The sequence below is a fragment of the Billgrantia sp. NRB1 genome, from assembly GCF_056921725.1.
On sequence record NZ_CM167783.1, the window covers coordinates 638,041 to 656,490 of the forward strand.

Annotated in this window: 14 protein-coding genes; 7 read left to right on the forward strand and 7 right to left on the reverse strand. The window is 66.3% G+C overall.

The window, feature by feature from the left end; translation table 11 throughout:
- Positions 1–138 precede the first annotated feature (138 nt).
- Entirely contained in the window at positions 139–2,763 is a 2,625-nt protein-coding gene (locus tag ACZIYR_RS02855) for a putative bifunctional diguanylate cyclase/phosphodiesterase (protein WP_483528134.1), read from the forward strand.
- A gap of 37 nt (positions 2,764–2,800) precedes the next feature.
- Here the strand turns inward: ACZIYR_RS02855 and mnmC are convergent, their stop codons facing one another.
- Both mnmC and ACZIYR_RS02865 read right to left on the reverse strand, forming a co-directional pair.
- Positions 2,801–4,816, reverse strand: a complete 2,016-nt coding sequence (gene mnmC, locus ACZIYR_RS02860; protein WP_483528135.1) for a bifunctional tRNA (5-methylaminomethyl-2-thiouridine)(34)-methyltransferase MnmC2/FAD-dependent 5-carboxymethylaminomethyl-2-thiouridine(34) oxidoreductase MnmC1 — start codon at positions 4,814–4,816, stop codon at positions 2,801–2,803.
- 182 nt (positions 4,817–4,998) lie between these two features.
- Positions 4,999–5,298 (reverse strand): YciI family protein, encoded by a 300-nt coding sequence (locus ACZIYR_RS02865; RefSeq protein WP_483528136.1) that lies wholly within the window; start codon positions 5,296–5,298, stop codon positions 4,999–5,001.
- A 123-nt stretch (positions 5,299–5,421) separates the two neighbouring features.
- On the opposite strand from ACZIYR_RS02865, the gene ACZIYR_RS02870 reads away from it, so the two are divergent.
- The 4 genes from ACZIYR_RS02870 to ACZIYR_RS02885 all read left to right on the forward strand — a co-directional run bounded on the left by ACZIYR_RS02870 (position 5,422) and on the right by ACZIYR_RS02885 (position 9,280).
- Positions 5,422–6,321, forward strand: a complete 900-nt coding sequence (locus tag ACZIYR_RS02870) for a PHP domain-containing protein (protein WP_483528137.1) — start codon at positions 5,422–5,424, stop codon at positions 6,319–6,321.
- A gap of 290 nt (positions 6,322–6,611) precedes the next feature.
- The gene (locus ACZIYR_RS02875; protein WP_473032318.1) at positions 6,612–7,235 is read left to right on the forward strand and encodes an L-threonylcarbamoyladenylate synthase; all 624 of its coding nucleotides are present in this window, start codon (positions 6,612–6,614) and stop codon (positions 7,233–7,235) included.
- A gap of 2 nt (positions 7,236–7,237) precedes the next feature.
- Positions 7,238–7,894: a potassium channel family protein gene (locus ACZIYR_RS02880; protein WP_483528138.1), complete on the forward strand. Its 657-nt coding sequence runs from the start codon at positions 7,238–7,240 to the stop codon at positions 7,892–7,894.
- Positions 7,895–7,915: 21 nt separating this feature from the next.
- Positions 7,916–9,280, forward strand: coding sequence for a TrkH family potassium uptake protein (locus ACZIYR_RS02885; protein WP_483528139.1), 1,365 nt, complete (start codon positions 7,916–7,918; stop codon positions 9,278–9,280).
- A 158-nt stretch (positions 9,281–9,438) separates the two neighbouring features.
- On the opposite strand, the gene trkA is transcribed toward ACZIYR_RS02885, so the two are convergent.
- The 5 genes from trkA to ACZIYR_RS02910 all read right to left on the reverse strand — a co-directional run bounded on the left by trkA (position 9,439) and on the right by ACZIYR_RS02910 (position 16,017).
- Positions 9,439–10,812: a Trk system potassium transporter TrkA gene (gene trkA, locus ACZIYR_RS02890; RefSeq protein WP_483527414.1), complete on the reverse strand. Its 1,374-nt coding sequence runs from the start codon at positions 10,810–10,812 to the stop codon at positions 9,439–9,441.
- Positions 10,809–11,552, reverse strand: a complete 744-nt coding sequence (locus ACZIYR_RS02895) for a response regulator transcription factor (protein ID WP_483528140.1) — start codon at positions 11,550–11,552, stop codon at positions 10,809–10,811. Before ACZIYR_RS02895 ends, trkA begins: the two co-directional genes overlap by 4 nt.
- A complete protein-coding gene (locus ACZIYR_RS02900; protein WP_483528141.1) occupies positions 11,542–13,518 on the reverse strand; it encodes a DUF4118 domain-containing protein in 1,977 nt (658 codons plus the stop codon). Before ACZIYR_RS02900 ends, ACZIYR_RS02895 begins: the two co-directional genes overlap by 11 nt.
- A 36-nt stretch (positions 13,519–13,554) precedes the next feature.
- The gene (trkI, locus tag ACZIYR_RS02905; RefSeq protein WP_483528142.1) at positions 13,555–15,036 is read right to left on the reverse strand and encodes a Trk system potassium transporter TrkI; all 1,482 of its coding nucleotides are present in this window, start codon (positions 15,034–15,036) and stop codon (positions 13,555–13,557) included.
- A gap of 135 nt (positions 15,037–15,171) precedes the next feature.
- A complete protein-coding gene (locus ACZIYR_RS02910) occupies positions 15,172–16,017 on the reverse strand; it encodes a CYTH domain-containing protein (RefSeq protein WP_483528143.1) in 846 nt (281 codons plus the stop codon).
- A 107-nt stretch (positions 16,018–16,124) separates the two neighbouring features.
- Between ACZIYR_RS02910 and ACZIYR_RS02915 the strand changes: the two genes are divergently transcribed.
- Positions 16,125–16,805: a TIGR00153 family protein gene (locus ACZIYR_RS02915; protein ID WP_483528144.1), complete on the forward strand. Its 681-nt coding sequence runs from the start codon at positions 16,125–16,127 to the stop codon at positions 16,803–16,805.
- A 71-nt stretch (positions 16,806–16,876) separates the two neighbouring features.
- Positions 16,877–18,145 carry an inorganic phosphate transporter gene (locus tag ACZIYR_RS02920; protein ID WP_483528145.1) on the forward strand — a complete coding sequence of 423 codons (1,269 nt, stop codon included), beginning with the start codon at positions 16,877–16,879 and terminating at the stop codon, positions 18,143–18,145.
- Positions 18,146–18,450: the final 305 nt, after the last annotated feature.

Consider the following 18,450-nt stretch of genomic DNA (forward strand, 5'->3'; position numbering starts at 1 on the left):
TTGATCCAGGTCATGCTTTATGGGGTTAAGGTATGAGCCTTACCAATGGTCAATTCTGCCGAGGCCGGCGGTGGATTAGTCTGGCAGATTAGCGGTCAGCGATGCTGACCTTTCTGCCACGAGTATCCAATGTTGACCATGGCCAAGTCGCTTCTGGCCTACCTGCGGACCCTCAAGGGGTTCGTGCTGGTAGCCATTCTGTCGGTATCCCTGGCGGTATTCTTCAGTGTCACCCTGGTGGCGACGCTGCTCTACGAGGACATCATCGCCCGCCAGGCCGAGGAGGCCTCGGAGACCCTCGCGCAGCAGAGCTACAACGCCATGCTGCATGTGATGCGCCAGGGCTGGAGCCGCGAGGAGATGGAGGCCTTCATGGCGGGCATGAAGCGCGCCCATGCCGACAGCGCCTACCGCTTCGCGCTGTATCGCGGCGAGCGCGTCGCCGAGCGCTTCGGCGAGGTCGACCAGCCCCCCAGGGATGCTGCCATCGGCGCGGCCTTCGCCTCGGGAGAGCCCCGGGTGCTGCGCGAGGAAGGGCAGCTGCGCCGGGTGATGCCGCTGGTGGCCGGCTCCGACTGCCTGAGCTGCCACCAGAACGCCGCCTCCGGCGATATCCTCGGCGTCATCGATATCCGTCACGACATGTCGCCGATCAGCGCCGAGATGCGCGGCAACTACGTGGCGCTGTTCATCGTCGCCTCCATGATGCTGCTGCTGCTGGCGCTGGCCATCTCCACGGTGTTCTCCAACCGCATTCGCGAATCCATGGACGGTTTCCGGCAGCGGCTGGCCGCGGTGAACTCGGTGGAGGACTTCCGTCAGCTCGACGTCAACGATGTCGACGTGCACTTTCAGGAGCTCAACGACGCCTTCCAGAACGTCAATGCCCTGGCCGGCCGGCTGAAGAACGTGGCCGTGGACAAGGACATCCTGGAGTTCGAGATTCGCCTGCTCAGCAAGTTCATCATCACCTCCGACGTGGTGCGCGACTGGCGCGAGTTCATCAAGGAGCTGCTGGGTGAGATCAACACCATCATCACCGCCCACACCCTGGTGACGATCTTCCAGGTGGAGGAGGAGGGCTACGAGCTGGAGGTATTCTGGCACCGGGACGTCGCGCCGCAGACCCGCGAGACCTTCGAATCCCTGCTGACCCAGCTGCTCGAGAACAAGCACCACGGCCAAACCGACGTGCGGGTGCTGAAGGTGATCCACCACGCCGTTCACCCCTGGGTGCCGGGGGACGAGGCGTCCCCGCAGATCACCGCGGAGGACATTCGCCTGCAGACCAAGTCGCTGCTGCTCGAGGCGCCCAAGATCGGCGGCATCGTCGGCATCGGCGTGCAGTCGGACCTGGCCCAGGACCCGCTGCGCCATATCGTCATCGATGGCATCCTTTCCACGCTGCTCAACCTCGTGGGGTCGGTCAAGGCGATCTACAAGTACACCCAGGACCTGGAGTTCTACGCCACCCGCGACCCCCTCACCTCGCTGCACAACCAGCGGATGTTCAAGGACCTGCTGGGCTACGAGGTGGGGCGCGCCCAGCGCCACGGCGACTCCTTCAGCCTGTTGATGATGGACCTGGACAACTTCAAGACGGTCAACGACCGCTACGGTCACGCCTTCGGCGACCAGTTCCTACAGGCCTTCGCCGAGACGCTCTGCGAGTCGGTGCGCCCGGGCGACTTCCTGGCCCGCTATGGCGGTGACGAGTTCTCCATCATCCTGCCCGAGACCGACGAGGGGCAGGCCTACTCGGTGGCCCAGCGCATCGCCCACCAGCTGGAGAAGCAGGCGCTGGTAGCGCCGGACGGCACCACGGTGCGGGCCACCACCTCGATCGGCATAGCCGCCTATCCCCGCCATGCCGGCGACGCCCACGACCTCTTCCTGATGGCCGACAACATGATGTACAAGGCCAAGCGCAAGGGGAAGAACTGTGTCGCGCTGCCGGAGGACGACGAGGTGGCGGCGATCTTCCGCCAGGTCGGGGAGAAGAACCAGATGGTGCTCAGCGCCCTGGAGGAGCGGCGCATCGTGCCCTACTTCCAGCCCATCGCCGATGCCAAGACCGGCGAGGTGCAGATCCACGAGCTGCTGATGCGCATCGAGATCGACGAGCGCATCATTCCGGCCGGCGAGTTCATCGATATCGCCGAGAGCATCGGCGTCATCCACAAGATGGACTACCAGCTGATCGAGAAGGCCTTCGCCCAGGTCAGCGAGCAGGGCTACACCGGCATGCTGTTCATCAACCTGTCTCCCAAGTCGCTGATCATCGGGGAGTTCATCGGACGCATCCACCAGTTGGCCATCGACTACGACATCCGCCCGGAGCGCATCGTCTTCGAGCTCACCGAGCGCGAGACTGTCAGCAACCTCAAGCTGCTGGAGAAGTTCGTGCTCGACCTCAAGCTCGAGGGCTTCAACTTCGCCATCGACGATTTCGGCTCGGGCTTCTCGTCGTTCCGCTACCTCAAGCAGTTCCCCATCGACGTGATCAAGATTGAGGGCGAGTTCATCCGCAGCATGCTCAACGACGACAAGTACATGGCCTTCGTCAAGAGCATCGTGACCCTGGCTCAGAGCCTGGGCATCGAAACGATCGCCGAGTTTATCGAGGACGAGGCGGTGCTCGAGAAGGTGTGCGAGCTGGGCATCGACTACGGCCAGGGCTACCACCTGGGGCGCCCGGGGCCGCAGTTCGTGCTCGACAGGTGCCCCGCCGGCGGCCGCGCCACGGCGCTGCGAACGCCCTGAACGGCCCGGCGCGCCCGCGCCGGGCCGCCAAGCCGACTCAGTGGCCGCGAATCAGCTCGCGGATCACCCGCCGTCCGGGGTGCAGATGATCCACCAGCGGCTGTTCGAGGGGCAGCGGCTCGTCACAGAGGCGCGAGGCCAGCAGCTCCGCGCACAGTGGAGCGCTGGCTAGCCCCCGGGAGCCGTGGGCGGCGCTGATCCATAGGCCTTCATGGTGGCGGCCGGGCGTGGCGGGCACTCGGGTGGCGTCCTTGGCCAGGGCCGCGTAGGCCTCACGCCACGCCTCGACATCGGGCACCGGCCCGCAGTAGGGCGACTTGTCGGGACTGGCCGCCCGCACCCCGACGCGGCCGGTCAGCCGCTCGGGGGAGAGTTCGGCGCCGGCGGTGCGCAGCCCGGCGACAAAGTCGGGCAGGTCGCGCTCCAGCTCCGCCAGGTTGGCGAGATGGTCGGCAGTGCGCTCGCCCAGGTCGGTATCGCCCGGGCCGAAGGTGGCCCCGACGTTGAGCACGCCGTCCGCCGCTGGCGGCACGTAGCCCCCTGCGCAGACCACCCGGTCCAGGGCGGGCGCCCCCTCGGGCACGCGGATCTGGCTGATCTGGCCACGCACCGGCTGCAGCGGTAGCGCCGAGGTCTGGGGAAAGCTCGCCGCCTCCACCGCGGTGGCAATCACCACCTGATCGGCGCTGAGCCGCTCGCCGTCGTCCAGCGCCAGCGTCCAGCCCTGCGCGCCGGGCTCAAGCGCGGTGACGGTGCCTCGGCGGAAACCAACCCCCGGCGTGTCGGCCAGGCGCGCGCACAGCTCCATCGGCCTGACCCAGCCCGCCTCCGGATAGTCCAGCGCCGGGCCCGCCACCCGGACGCCGGCGACGGCGCTGGCCACCTCGGCGTCGAGGCCCCGCACCACGCTCTCCGGCAGGGGGTGATGGGCCAGGAAGCGCGCCTGGCGCGCCCGCTCCTTCTCGCTCAGCGCCAGCTGCAGCACGCCGGAAGGCCGCCACAGGGTCTGCGCCGGGTCCAGCCGTTCCAGCCAGCGCCGACTGTGGAGCAGGCCGGCCAGATAGCTGCGACTCTGCAGGTTAGTGTCGGCGGCGAGCTTCACGTAGAGCGCCCCCTGCAGGTGGGTGGCGCCCAGCTCGGCCCGGTGGAAGCGGTCGATCAGGGTGACCGCGACGCCGCGCCGGGCCAGGGCGGCGGCGGCGCTGGCCCCGGCGATCCCGGCGCCGATCACCGCCACGTGGTGCGGCGGCTGCGCCGCGGGCGGGCGGAACCAGGGCGTACGCTGGCGACGACTGTCGCTGGGCGGCGCCGCAATCTCCCCGATCAGCATGTCGCGCTTGCGGCCGTGGCCGGGGGCCTTTCGCCAGGCGAAGCCGGCTTCGGCCAGGCCGCGCTTGACCACCCCGGCGCAGGTGAAGGTGGCGAAGCTGGCCCCGGGCCGCGAGCGGGCCGCCAGGGCGGCGAACAGTTCGGGACGCCACATCTCGGGGTTCTTGGCCGGGGCGAAGCCGTCGAGGAACCAGGCATCCACCCGGCCTTCGAGCAGGGCGAGCCGCTCGGCGGCATCGCCGAAGTGCAGGTCCAGGGTCACCCGCTCGTCGAGCCACAGCCGGTGCACGCCGGCCACCGGCGCGGGCCACTGGGCCACCAGGGCCTCGGCGCGCCGGGCCAGGTCGGGCCAGGCGGCGAGCGCCCGGGCGAGATCCTCCCGGGTGAGGGGGAAGCGCTCGGTGGAGACCAGGTGCAGCCGCGCCGATGCGGGAGCGCAGGCGTCGAAGCAGGCCCAGGCGCACAGCATGTTGAGCCCGGTGCCGAAGCCGGTCTCGCCGATCACGAAGGGGCGCTGCTCCCGCCAGGCGGCGAAACGCCGGGGCAGGTCGTTGCCGTCGAGGAAGACGTGCTCGGTCTCGGCACGCCCATCCTGCTGGGAAAAGTAGACATCGTCGAAGCGGGCCGACAGCGGGGCGGCGGCGCCGTCCTCGCCGGGCGACCAGTCGAGACGGGCGGTTTCCAGCCCGGCCAGGGGCGGCAGGGCGGCATGGGAATCGGACACGGCGAGCTCCGGGGCGCAGGGCGCTCAAGAATTGATCGATCGGGACGCGGCGACCTGTCATGGGGGATGGCGGCAGGCATCCGCGGCGTATCAACAGTGTTATCCACAGGAGCTGTGGGCAAGGCCCTGTGGAAAACTGGCTGCAGCGGTCGTCAGGGGGCGGTGCCGTTATCGGCCGCGGGTCAGGGCAGTACCTTCTTGAAGGGCTTGACGCTGACCCGGGCGTAGACGCCGGCGATCATGTAGGGATCGGCATCGGCCCAGGCCTGGGCATCGTGGAGGCTGTCGAACTCGGCCACCACCAGGCTGCCGGTGAAGCCGGCCTCGCCGGGGTTGTCGGCGTCGACGGCGGGGTGGGGGCCGGCCAGCACCAGGCGGCCCTCGTCGCGCAGCTTCTCCAGCCGGGCCAGGTGGTCGGGGCGGGCGGCCAGCCGGCGCTCCAGGCTGTTGTTGACGTCTTCGCTGATGATCGCATACAGCATCGCGTGGCTTCCTCGGGTATGAGCGGCGCGAGCCGCGGGACTCGAACGGGGCGCTAACGTTGACCGGCCCTCGCCGGGCGCGCACCATGGGCCATTATTCTGACAAAGTCGCTTCCCGGCGTCATGCCAATGCCCCTGTTTCCCTCCCGTTTCGACGGTGACCCTGGCCCCGCCCGGGTCGATCTGCACATGCACTCTACCGCCTCGGACGGCGCCCTGGCGCCCGCCGAGCTGATGGCCCTGTGCGTCGAGCGCGGCCTCGGGCTGGTGGCCCTGACCGACCATGACAGCGTGGCCGGGGTCGCCGAGGCCGCCGCGGCGGCCGACCGGCTGGGCATTCGGCTGCTGCCGGGCACCGAGCTATCGACCCGCTGGTCGGGCATCAATATCCACGTGGTGGGGCTGTTGCCGCGGGGCGTGGCCGGCAGCCTGGCGGCAGGGCTCAAGGCCCAGGCCGAGGCCCGCGAGGCGCGCGCCGAGGTGATCGCCCAGCGCCTGGAGAAGGTGGGGCTGCCCGATGCCCTGGCCCGTGCCCGCGATCAGGCCGGCTCAATGCGCCCGCTGGGCCGGCCGGACTTCGCCCGCGCCCTGGTGGCCGCCGGGCTGGTGCCGGACATGGCCACGGCCTTTCGCAAGCACCTGGGCAGCGGCAAGCCCGGCGACGTCAAGTCCCACTGGCCCGCCATGGCCCAGGCGGTGGGCTGGGTGCTCGACGCCGGCGGGGTGGCGGTGCTGGCGCACCCGCTGCGTCATGGCCTGACCCGGCGCAAGCGCGGCCTGCTGCTGGATGACTTCCGCGATGCCGGCGGGCAGGCCGCCGAGCTGGTCAGCGGCTTCCAGAACGCCGACGTGACCCGCGACCTGGCCCGGCAGCTCGATGAGCGCGGGCTGCTGGCCTCCGTGGGCAGCGACTTTCATTTTCCCGGCGGCCATCTGGCGCCGGGCAGCATGAGCCCTGTGCCGCGCACCGCCGTGGCCCCGGTGTGGACACACCCGAGGCTGGCGGCCGCCTTGGCGCTATAGTTAGGGGCGTGCTTTAAGGGGTTCTTCGCACTTTAGCGTGAACATGTGTGGCAGGTTTTACGGTGGGAGGCCGGCTCTGCCGGGCGAAGGCGCCGGAGGCGCCCCATGGGTAGCGCTGCGCGCTACTTCGCGAGCTGAAGTCGAGGCGTCGAACCGTCCCTCCCACAGGGAAGTTCACGCCAGTCTGCGATGAACCCTTTAAGGCGGCCCATCGCGACCTCAGCGAAGAGCGCCGGATCAGCTCTGAGCGGCGCTACGATTGGGTCTGGTCATCGACAAGGAGCTTTATCATGAGTCAGTTCTTCCAGCTGCATCCCGAGAATCCCCAGAAGCGCCTGATCGACCAGGCGATCCAGATCATCCGCCAGGGTGGGGTCGTCGCCTATCCCACCGACTCGGGCTACGCCCTGGGCTGCCACCTGGGCGAGAAGAAGGCCATCGACAAGATCAAGTGGCTGCGCTCCCTGGACGACAAGCACAACTTCACCCTGGTGTGCTCCGACCTCTCCGAGATCGGCACCTACGCCAAGGTGAACAACGCCGTCTTCCGCCTGCTCAAGGCCCATACGCCGGGGGCCTACACCTTCATCCTCAACGCCACCACCGAGGTGCCGCGCCTGCTGCTGCATCCCAAGCGGCGCTCCATCGGCGTGCGGGTGCCCGACCATCGCATCACCCACGCCCTGCTCGAGGCGCTGGGCGAGCCGCTGATGAGCGTGACCCTGATCCCGGTGGACGAGGAACTGCCGATGACCGACGCCGAGGCGATTCGCGAGCGCTACGCCGGCCATCTCGACCTGATCATCGATGGTGGCGCCTGCCACCTGGAGCCCACCAGCGTCATCGACCTGCGCGACCTGCCGCCGACGATCGTTCGCGAAGGCCGCGGCGATGTGGCCCCCTTCCGGGAGTAAGCATGAAACAGCAATTCGCCATTCTTGGCCTGGGGTTTTTCGGCGTCACGGTGGCCCAGGAGCTTTATCGTCTTGGCAACGAGGTGCTGGGAGTGGATCGCGACGAGGCGCGGGTCAATGCCCTTGATGACTATCTCAGTCACGGCCTGGTCGCTGACATTACGGACAGGAGTGTGTTGGCCGAGCTGTCGCTGGATGGCTATGATGCCGTGATAATTGATGTCGATGACAACCTCGAGGCCAGCATGATCTGCACTGTACTGGCCCGTGAGCAGAAGGCCCGCAGGATATGGGTCAAGGCCCAGTCAGATATACACTATCAGTTGCTCACGCATCTGGGGGCCGATCATATCGTCTATCCTGAACGAGATACCGGCATCAGAGTTGCGGAAAATCTGCATTACAATGTCATCGTCGACTTCATTGACTTGGGAGACCATCAGTATGTCGTCGATTTGGAGGTCACCCCTCGGGTGCGCGGTGAGCATGAAACGGTCGAGAGCCTCGAACTAGGTAAGATCGATCTGGCACTTGTCGCGATCAAACGGGATGACATCCTGATCGCTTCCCCTAGCGAAGGGACAACCCTGGAGGTGGGTGATCACATGGTACTGATGGGGAACATGGATGAGCTGCGTAAGCTGGGAAGGAAATTCTAGCTTGAGGAGACGCACAGGAGGATGAGACTTCCCCGGCGTTTGCAGCGTCCGCTCAGAAAATTCCCCCATGGGCGCATTATCCGGCTCTCGCCCCCGGAACTGCTGCTGATCGGTTTCGCCCTGCTCAGCCTTTTCGGCACGGTGCTTCTGCTGCTACCCATGGCATCGGTCCAGCCATTGGCCTGGCACGAAGCGCTCTTTACGGCCACCTCGGCAGTGACAGTTACCGGGCTGGTGGTGGTCGATACTGCCGGATACACGCTGTTTGGGCAGCTTGTGATCCTGGGCCTGATACAGGCAGGGGGGTTAGGCTTCATGACGTTTGCGGCGCTAACCCTAGTGCTGCTGGGCATGCGTCTACCCCTGCGCCAGCAGTACGTGATACGCGAGAGCCTCAACTACACTTCCTACCGTGACCTGGCCCCTCTAATACGGCTGGTGGTTCTATTTGCCCTGCTGGCGGAAGGCCTCGGCACCTTGCTGTTGGCGATCGTCTGGGTGCCTCGCTTCGGCCTTGTCGAAGGCCTATGGGTCAGTCTTTTCCACGCCATTTCCGCGTTCAACAATGCCGGTTTCTCTACCTGGCCCCACAGCCTAACCGATGAAGTAGCCAACCCGTTGGTAACGGGCGTGATCAGCCTGCTCTTTATTGTGGGTGGGCTAGGCTTTGTTGTGGTGGCGGAGCTCGCCGCACGGCGACACCACACTAGGCTAAGTCTCCATTCGAAGATCGTGCTGCATGCCACCTTCTGGCTGTCATTGGTGGGCATGGGAGCGCTGCTGTTGTTGGAGTGGAACAACCCCCATACGCTGGGTGGGCTGGAGAGTATGGGAGCGCGTCTTCAGGCAGCGTGGTTCCAGGCCGTTACGCCGCGTACCGCAGGATTCAATACTCTCGATACTGCCGCCCTGGAAGCGCCCTCCTCACTATTTATCATGCTGCTGATGTTCATCGGTGCCGGTCCCGGGTCCACGGCCAGCGGCATCAAAATCACTACCCTCGTAGTGCTGCTGCTCGCCGCCCGTGCCTTTCTGCAGGGCAGCCCGCAGCCACGGATATTCTATCGGGCCATCCCGGAAGGCACCGTGATCAAGGCGGTGGTGGTGGCCTTGGTCGGGCTGCTGCTGATCTTCAGCTGCCTGTTCCTGTTGACCATTAGCGAACCGGAACAGGAATTCTTGGCGCTTGCCTTCGAGTCGGTATCGGCATTCGGTACGGTGGGACTCACCCACGGAATCACCCCCGAACTCTCCCTGCCTGGCCAGCTGGTCATCATTCTGACAATGCTGCTGGGTCGTGCTGGCCCCATGTCCCTAGGCTACTTCCTGAGTGCACGACAACCTCGCGGACTTCGTTACGCTGAGGGGCAGGTTCATGTTGGCTAGGCGCCGTTGCCATCGAACAGTTCTCGCCATCGCACTGAACTGTCCCTCTCACAAGGCCTATTCACGCCAGTCTGCGATGAACCTTAATAAAACGCCGGATACCCCTCAGTAACCCGGATACCCAACAGTCCTGCGTCAAAAAATGTAAGTAAGACTTGTCAGAAAAACGTCAGACCGACCTGGAACAGCCGCTCCACCTCGCGGATGCGGCGCTTGTCGATCACGAACAGGATAACGTGGTCGCCGGACGCCACCACCACGTCGTCATGGGCGATCAGCACCTCCTTGCCGCGCACGATGGCGCCGATGGTGGTGCCGCGCGGCAGGTCGATCTCGCCGATGGCGCGGCCCACCACCTTGGAGGACTGCATGTCGCCGTGGGCGATCGCCTCGATGGCCTCGGCGGCGCCGCGACGCAGGGAGTGGACGTTGACGATGTCGCCGCGGCGCACATGGGTCAGCAGGCTGCCGATGGTGGCCTGCTGCGGCGAGATGGCGATGTCGATCTCGCCACCCTGGACCAGGTCCACATAGGCGGCGTTGTTGATCAGCGTCAGCACCTTCTTGGCGCCCATGCGCTTGGCCAGCATCGACGACATGATGTTGACCTCGTCGTCGTTGGTCAGGGCGCAGAAGATGTCGCACTCGTCGATGTTCTCCTCTTCCAGCAGCCGCTTGTTGGTGGCGCTGCCGTGCAGCACCACGGTGCGGTCGAGGCGTTCGGAGAGCACCGTGCAGCGCTCGATGCCGTGCTCGATGATCTTGACCTGGTGGCTGTGCTCCAGGTGCTCGGCGAGCCGCTCGCCAATGTTGCCGCCGCCGGCGATCATCACCCGGCGGAAGTCGCGGTCGACCCGGCGCAGCTCGCTCATCACCGCGCGGATGTCGCGGCGGGCGGCGATGAAGAACACCTCGTCGTCGGCCTCGATGACGGTGTCGCCGCGCGGGATGATCGGTCGGTTGCGACGGTAGATGGCCGCCACCCGGGTGTCGACGCTGGGCATGTGGCGGCGCAGAAACCCCAGGTCCTGGCCCACCAGCGGGCCGCCGTAGAAGGCCTTGACCGCGACGAGCTGCACCAGGCCGCCGGCGAACTCCAGCACCTGCAGGGCGCCGGGGTGCTCGATCAGCCGGCGGATATGGTCGGTGACCACCTGCTCGGGACTGATCAGCACATCGATGGGCACCGCCTCGTGGGCGAAGAGCCCCTTGCGGGTCAGGTAGGCGGTGGCGCGCACCCGGGCGATCTTGGTGGGGGTGCGAAACAGGGTATGGGCGACCTGGCAGGCGATCATGTTGACCTCGTCCTGGCTGGTCACCGCGATCAGCATGTCGGCATCCTCGCAGCCGGCCTGGCGCAGCACCATGGGGTAGGAGCCAGGGCCCACCACGGTGCGGATGTCGAGCTTGGTATGCAGTTCGCGCAGGCGCTCACCGTCGGTATCCACCACCGTGATGTCGTTCTCTTCGCGGGCCAGGTGCTCGGCGAGGGTGCCGCCGACCTGGCCGGCGCCGAGAATGATGATCTTCATGTCAGGGGCTCCATGTGGCCATTCGGGTCGTCGGAAGCCTCGGGCTCGACCAGCAGGCGATAGCCAACGCCGGCCTCGGTCTGCAGTAGCCGGGGTGACTTCGGGTCATCCCCAAGCTTGTGACGCAGTTTGCTGATCACGATGCGCAGGTAGTGGGTATCCTCGACGTGGGTAGGGCCCCACACCTCCCGCAGCAGGTGGGTCTGGGTCACGACACGGCCCGCGTGGCGGCAGAGTCGTGCCAGAACCGAGTACTCCTTGGGGGTTAGGTGCACGGGGACTTGGTCAAGCCAAAGCCGCCGGGCCACCAGGTCGATGAGAAGGTCACCGCTCCGGTAGCGCTCCCCCTCTGATGGCAGGATATTCACCTGATGAAGCCGTAACAGAGCGCGAATCCTGGCCAGCAACTCCCGGATGCCGAAGGGCTTGGTGACATAATCATTGGCCCCGTGGTCCAGGGCTCTCACTTTCTCGGCTTCATGCCCGCGCACAGACACCACGATCACCGGCACCTGGCTGCGCGCGCGCAGCCGGTCGAGCACTTCCTGGCCATCCATGTCGGGTAGCCCCAGGTCCAGCAGGACCAGATGAGGTGCCTCCTCGATGGCCCGAGTGAGCGCCTCCCCACCATTCGCCGCTTCGTATACCATGAATCCCTGGGAGGTCAGGCTGATGCGAAGGAAACGGCGGATCTGCGGTTCGTCATCGATCACCAGAATACGATGAGGCTCAGTCAACATGGTCGTCGCTCGGCTCCCGGATCTCTGGTAGAGGAAGCCGCATCACGATACGGGTTCCTTGCCCTTCTGGCCCTGGCTCGGCTACGACCGTGCCTGCATGGGCGCCCAGCATACCGCGACAGATGGCCAGTCCCAGACCGCTACCATGGCGTCCGCGATCTCCTTCACCGCCGGTGATGAACATGTCGAAGACGCGCTCGCGCAGGTGGGGTTCGATACCAGGCCCCTCATCGGTGACCGACAGCCATAGCTCCCCTGCACCGAGGCCGGCCTCGATGCCCAAGACGCCACCGGGTGGCGAGAAACGTGCGGCATTCTCGATCACGTTGACCAGCGCCTGTTCGATCAGCGCCGGATGCACATGCAGCAGCGGAAGACCGTCCGGCCAGCGCCTCTCCACCCTCAGCTCCTGCAGCAGGGGAGACAGCCGCCTGAGCGCACTGGTCACGAGGTCATCCAGAGAGATCCAGTCGCGCTCCAGTTTCAGACCGCCCTGGCCCAGGCGTGTCATGTCCAGCAAGTTCTGGATATAGCGGTCCAGGCGTTCGCTTTCGCTGAGCACACCATCGAGCAGCTCGGTACGATCGGCATCGCTGAGCTGATCACCCAGGTCGCGCAGGGTACTGGCCGAGCCGATGATCGATGCCAGCGGTGTTCTGAGGTCATGGGACACGGAAGAGAGCAGCGCCGAGCGAAGGCGCTCGTTCTCCTCGGAGAGGCGCGAGGCCTCCAGATCGGCCACCAGACGGGTGCGCGCCAGCGCCAGGGCCAGCAGCCGGAGCATGGCATCGATGTGTCCCTCCTCATCCGGCGATGGGGGACGCTCCCGCTGGCCAAGGGCCAACCCCACCAGGGCGACCAGCCGCTGCTGCTCAAGCAGCGGGATCACCTGCCAATCGGTGTCCATCGGCTGCTGAGTTCCCTTGCCGCTGGGACGAAGGTGCTGACGGCTCCAGGTCACGCTGGTTTTCGCGCCGGCATCCAGCGAGACGCCTTCTGGGGCGCTGCACCGAGGCGTAATCTCGCCCGCATAGTCTTCGGCAGGCAGGATGACTACCGGGCAGCCGAGCCAGCGCATCAGGGTCGCAGCCCCCGCCACTTCGACCTGCTCGCGATGTGTGGCCGCCGCGAGCTCTCGCGAAAAGGCCAGCAGCTGATAGGTCTGCTCGCGACTGGCACGCAGGGCCAATAGGTGCTTACGAGCGCTGCCGGCGAGCTGCCCCACCACCACCGCCACCAGCAGGTAAACAGCAACGGTCACCACCTGGTCCTGCTCTACCATGGCCAAGGAGTGGCGTGGGTCGGTCAGGAAAAAGTTGAAGCTAATAAAACCCAGCAGCACGGCCAGCATGGCCGAGCGGGTTCCCGCCAGCGTCGCACTGACCAGCACTGCCGCGAGGAATAGCAGCGAGAGGTTACCCAGTTGAAGCCAGGTCTCTAACCCCAGCGCAAGCCCCAGTGCCGCCAGCGTCGCACTGACTGCGATTAAGGGATCACGCCAGCGCCACACCAGCTTCCGGCGGTGCGGTTGGAAGCGGGGGCGCTGACGCGCTTCGGCCACGACCACCAGGTCGAAGGGGCCGCCCAGGCGGGCCAGGCGCTCCGCCACCGGGCGGCGCCAGATGCGCCACCCGGAGGGGCGACCATGTCCTACCAGCAGAGTTGCTACCTTGAGCTCCCTGGCCAGGGCCACCAGCTCACGAGCACGATCCTGTCCCATGACGACCCGAGTCTCACCACCCAGTCGCTGTACCTGGGCAAAGTCTCGCTCCAGCACTTCTCGCCTACGAGGGGCCTCGCGTCCGCTGTCCACATAGGCCGCACACCAGTTGATCCCATCACGTACCGCCAACCGGTGGGCCGACCTCACCAGAGCCGCATCTTCGGCCCCACCGCTCAGCGCCACCAGCAATCGAACAGGCGCTAGGCGGTTCGACTCGGGCGTCTTCTCAGCGTGCTCTTGCATGCTCTCTCCTGCAGCTCTCTCGTAACGCCTACTCTACTAGCGGCGCCAGAACATCGGCGTCAGCAGCACCAGTACCGTGAGGATCTCCAGCCGACCCAGCAGCATGCCCACACACAGCAGCCACTTTGCGGCATCCGGCAGCAGCGCGAAGTTGCCGGCCGGGCCGATGGTATCGCCGAGACCAGGTCCCACGTTGGCCACCGCCGTGGCCGCCCCCGACAGGGCCGTCACGATATCGAGCCCCATCATCGCCAGACCCAAGGCCAGCCCGGCGATGGTCAGAAAGAAGAAGAACGAGAAAGCAACCACGCCTCGGGTAATGTCATCGGTAATCGGCTGGCCATTGTAGCGAGTGGGAAAGACCCCGCTTGTGTGAATCAGATAGCGGAGCTGATTGCGAAGCAGGATGCTGGCGATCTGGAAGCGGAAGATCTTCATGCCACCGCTGGTGGAACCACTGCAGCCACCGACGAAGGTCAGATAAAAGAACGCCACGATCGCCAGTGCCCCCCAGCTACTGTAGTCGTCAGAAGCGTAGCCGGTGGTCGTCACTACGGAGATGACGTTGAAGGCGACATGGGTCAGTGCCTCGAAGGGAGGCGTCCCGTGCCACATGCGCCATCCCGCCAGACTCAGAATCACAATCAGCAGGAAGACCAGCAGGCCTTGAACCTGCTGATCCCGCCAGATCGCCCTCCGGGCGCCTCGTAGGAAGCGAATATAGAGCACAAAGGGCAAGGCCCCCATCAGCATGAACAGCGAGCCCATCCACAACAGGTGAGGGCGGTCGGCGTAGGCGCCGAATGAAGCATCCGAGTTGGCGAACCCCCCGGTCGCGACCGAGGTCATGGCGTGCACCACGGCATCCAGGGGTGCCATTCCCCCGAGCCAGTAGGCCAGCATGGCCACCAGGGTGAAGCCCACGTAGATTGACAGTGTGGCCTTGGCGATACCGCCGGTGCGCGGCATTACCTTCTCGGACCAGTCGGAGGACTCGGTGTGAAAGAGCCGCATGCCGCCCACCTTGAGAAAGGGCAGGATGGCGATCCCCATCACGATGATGCCGATGCCTCCCAGCCACTGCATCATGCCACGCCACAACTTGAGGCCGTCGGAGAGGGTTTCGATACCCTCCAGCACGGTGGAGCCAGTGGTGGTGATGGCCGACACCGACTCGAAGACCGCATTGGTGAAGGAGAGCTGAGGCGCCCCCAGCACCAGTGGCAGGCTGGCCAGGGTGCTGATAGTGACCCAGCTGAGAGTGGTCACCAGAAACATCTGCCATGGCTTAAGGGCGATCTCGACGCGCAGGGTCGCCAGCCAGCTCAGCGCCACTGCTCCCAGCACAATGGCGATAGAGTGGGCGAAGGCACTCGCATCCGGCTCCCGTTCGATCACCAGCACCAGCCAGGGCACGGCCATGAAGGCGGCCAACACCAACCAAAGTACCGACAGCACCTTGAGGATCGGCGCCCAGTGGCGCCACTGCACCTGTATGACTTGCCAACGACTCGCCATGATCTTGTCCACCCGTCCCGGCGCGCTTGCGGACGCTTGATGGACGTCATGGCACCACAGGCCGGGCTAAAAAATCCGTAAAAATCATTGTGCCCGGGCCGAGCGGTCATGGTGGGTTCATTGCAGGTGAACTGGTCAGGCGTCGTTGGCCAGGCGTCGTGCCAGCCTGAGCGCGGCCTGGCCGAAGGCCGGGGTCAGCCAGTCTGACCCGTCCAGCGCCCTCGCCAGGATGTCGGCGTCCGGCTCACGCTCGGCCAGCCGGCCCAGGGCCTCGCGGGCCGCCGCTTGCCAGTCAGCCTCGTCGGTGTCGGCCAGGGCGTCCAGGGCGACGATGGCACGATGCAGCCAGGCGTCGGCGTCGCCGCCCTCGGGCAGCGTCCAGGCGCCGGTCAGCAGGGCGTTGCCGCGGGCCGCCTTGCTGGTGTCGGCGGGGCGCAGCGCCACCGACTCGGCCAGCTCGCCGGCCAGTTGCCACAGCGCCTCGGGCGCCCCCGCCTTGAGCTCCAGCTCCAGCTCGCGAATCGCCACGCGGCGGCCGTCGGCGGTGATCTCGCCGCCATCCAGCGCTACCTCGATGTCCGCTCCGGCAACCTCGAGTCGCCAGATCCGGCGGCTGAAGTCCGTGGTGAAGCGGGGCGCCAGACGCTCGATCAGCGTCGGATCGAGGGCGGCCATGGGCGGCAGCTCGGCCAGTCCCGACCGGTCGAGGACGCCCTCGGTCAGCGGCCACTCCCACTCGCCGCGCCGGCTCAGGCCGCCGTGGCTCTCGCCCTCGGTCTTGAGGGTCTGCACCCAGCGGCCGTCGTCGCGGCGCAGGCGCAGCGCCATGCGAGCCCGCTCCAGCGCGCCGTCGGGGGTGTCGAAGTAGGTGTTGGTCAGCTGGCGCTGCTCGGCGGCGCGGGTCGCCAGCCGGGGGTGGTGCGCCAGCCCCGCGGGGCCCTCGGGGCCGAGGGCCAGTTTCAGTTCGATCTCGTGACTCATGAGGGCTCCTGCGGCCGCTATGGCCTGGTGTGACACTATTTTTTCAATGACGTGACAGTGGGTAGTCTCTATACTGGCGCCGCCATTTCTCAAGCGCATGATACGCCATGGTCAAGCCTAACCCCTTCTCGGCGATGTTCGGTCGCTCACCGTTCCAGCCGCTGCTGGCGCATATCGTCAAGGCCAACGAGTGCGCCGACCAGTTGTTGCCCTTCTTCGAGGCCGCGCTTCAGGGCGACTGGGAGGAGGCCGCCCGCATTCGCGAGGTCATCACCCGGCTCGAGCACGAGGCCGACAGCCTCAAGACCGAGCTGCGCCTCAACCTCCCCAACACCCTGTTCCTACCGGTCTCGCGCAGCGACCTGCTCGACCTGATCACCGTCCAGGACAAGATCGCCAACAAGGTGCGCGACATCACCGGGATCATGCTGGGTCGCAAGATGCAGGTACCCGGCGAGCTGGCCCAGCCCATGCGCGACTACATGCGTACCGCCGTGGCCTGCGTGGCCCAGGCCCGCCAGGCGCTGGAGGAGCTCGAGGACCTGCTGGAGTCGGGCTTCGGGCGCCACGTGGCCGACGTGATGCACAACATGATTCGCGAGCTGCACAGCCTCGAGCAGCAGGCCGATGACCAGCAAATCGCCATTCGCCGCCGGCTCTTCGAGCTGGAAGATCGGCTCAAGCCGGTGGACGTGGTGTTCCTCTACAAGATCATCGACTGGGTCGGTGAGCTTTCCGATCGGGCCGAGCGTGTCGGCAGCCGTCTGCAGATCCTCACGGCCCGGTAGCGCCGCGCCTTGCCCGGCGATCCCGGGGCGATGCACACCCCATCAGACAGCCACATAGGACATCACTCCCTATGTCGATCATTGCGCAGCACGGTGAAGTCTTCATTATCCTGGCCTGCCTCTTCGGTTTCTTCATGGCCTGGGGCGTGGGGGCCAACGACGTCGCCAACGCCATGGGCACCTCGGTAGGCTCCAAGGCGATCACCATCAAGCAGGCGATCATCATCGCCGTCATCTTCGAGTTTCTCGGCGCCTGGCTCGCCGGCGGCGAGGTCACCGCCACCATTCGTGGCGGCATCGTCGACCCGGCGCTGCTCCAGGCCAATCCTCAGCTGCTGGTCTACGGCATGCTCTCGGCGCTGCTGGCCGCGGGCATCTGGCTGCTGGTCGCCTCCATGCGCGGCTGGCCGGTCTCCACCACCCACTCCATCGTCGGCGCCATCGTCGGCTTCGGCGCCGTGGGGCTGGGCATGGAGGCCGTCGCCTGGGGGCGGGTGGGTACCATCGCCTCGAGCTGGGTCATCTCGCCGCTGCTGGCCGGCGCCATCGCCTTCCTGCTGTTCAAGTCGGTGCAGCACCTGATCTTCGAGGCCCGCGACCCCTTCGCCGCGGCCAAGCGCACGGTGCCCTTCTATATCTTCCTGGTGGGCTTCATCGTCGCCATGGTCACCCTGACCAAGGGGCTGACCCATGTCGGGCTCGACTTCACCTTCGGCCAGAGCTTCCTGCTGTCGATCCTGATGGGGCTCGGCGTCATGGGCATCGGCATCGTGCTGGAGAGCCGGGTCAAGGCCGAACGGCGCATCGACGACCACTTCGGCTACGGCAGCGTGGAGCGGGTGTTCGGGGTGCTGATGATCTTCACCGCCTGCGCCATGGCCTTCGCCCACGGCTCCAACGACGTGGCCAACGCCGTGGGGCCGCTCGCCGCGGTGATCAGCGTGGTGCGCAGCGACGGCGTCATCGACAGCGCCGCCCTGGTGCCCTGGTGGGTGCTGATCCTCGGCGGCGGCGGCATCGTGGCCGGCCTGGTGACCTACGGTCACAAGGTCATCGCCACCGTGGGAACCGGCATCACCGAGCTGACCCCCAGCCGCGGCTTCGCCGCCACCCTGGCCGCGGCCACCACCGTGGTGTTGGCTTCGGGCACCGGCCTGCCGATCTCCACCACCCATACCCTGGTGGGCGCTGTGCTCGGCGTGGGCCTGGCCCGCGGTATGGCGGCGCTCAACCTGCGGGTGATCGGCACCATCGTCATGTCGTGGCTGATTACCCTGCCCGCCGGGGCGAGCCTGGCGATCGTCTTCTTCTTCCTGTTCAAGGTCATGTTTGGAGAATAATAGGTTCGAGGTTCGAGGTTCGAGGTTCGAGGTTCGAGGTTCGAGGTTCGAGGTTCGGGGTGCGAGGTTCGGGGTTCGAGGAGCAGGCATCCGGTTCATCCGGTGAACGCTGCCTCTCGTCCCTTGTCCCTGTCCCTCGTCCCTTGTCCCTTGTCCCTTGTCCCTCGCCCCTCGCCCCTCGTCCCTTGTCCCTGTCCCTGTCCCTCGTCCCTCGTCCCTGTCCCTCGCCCCTCGTCCCTTGTCCCTCGCCCCTCGTCCCTTGTCCCTCGCCCCTCGCCCCTCGTCCCTCGTCCCTCGTCCCTTGT